The 506-nt window shown below is 61.5% G+C and carries 1 protein-coding gene; it reads right to left on the minus strand.

What is annotated here, in order from left to right:
* A partial coding sequence (locus DVK00_RS20785; RefSeq protein WP_121578516.1) for a helix-turn-helix domain-containing protein occupies positions 1-506 on the minus strand: 506 nt, incomplete at both ends.

Here is a 506-nt window from a genome sequence, read left to right on the forward strand (position 1 = left end):
GGTCCGGAGTCGTTCGCTCAGCGTGGATTGAGCGATACCCAGTTCCTCGTCGGGTTCGGTCTCAGAGGTCTCTCGCGGAATGTGGAAGTAGCCGTGGTTGAATGCCGTCTCCAGAACCGCGAGCTGGTCGTCGGTTAGCTTGGAGATTAACACCTCCTTTAATCGGCCGCTGTCGAGCGGTTCACCCGGGGCTTCGTCCTGCGTCACGGAGCGGAGTTCGAACTCCCCGAGCGTCTCCTGAATCTCGTCGGCGAGTTCCCTGAAGTGGTCCCAGTCCTGGGCGGTGGCGACGACCTCGAAGACGCCGTCTTGGAGGACGATGCGGTTCGGAATCGTCTCCTGTCTGAGAACCAGTCCGAGGATGAACGGGTACGACTCGTTGGCGAGAATCGTCACTCGACGTATCTGCACGTCGGTCGAGGCGGTCGGAATCTCCTCGTCGTAGAAGACGGTCACGCCCGAGATGTCGGCGAGGAGGGACTCCACGTCGAAGGGGGCGTTCGAGG

Source organism: Haloarcula sp. Atlit-47R, assembly GCF_003665985.1.
In the GTDB taxonomy this organism is placed as follows: Archaea; Halobacteriota; Halobacteria; order Halobacteriales; family Haloarculaceae; genus Haloarcula; species Haloarcula taiwanensis.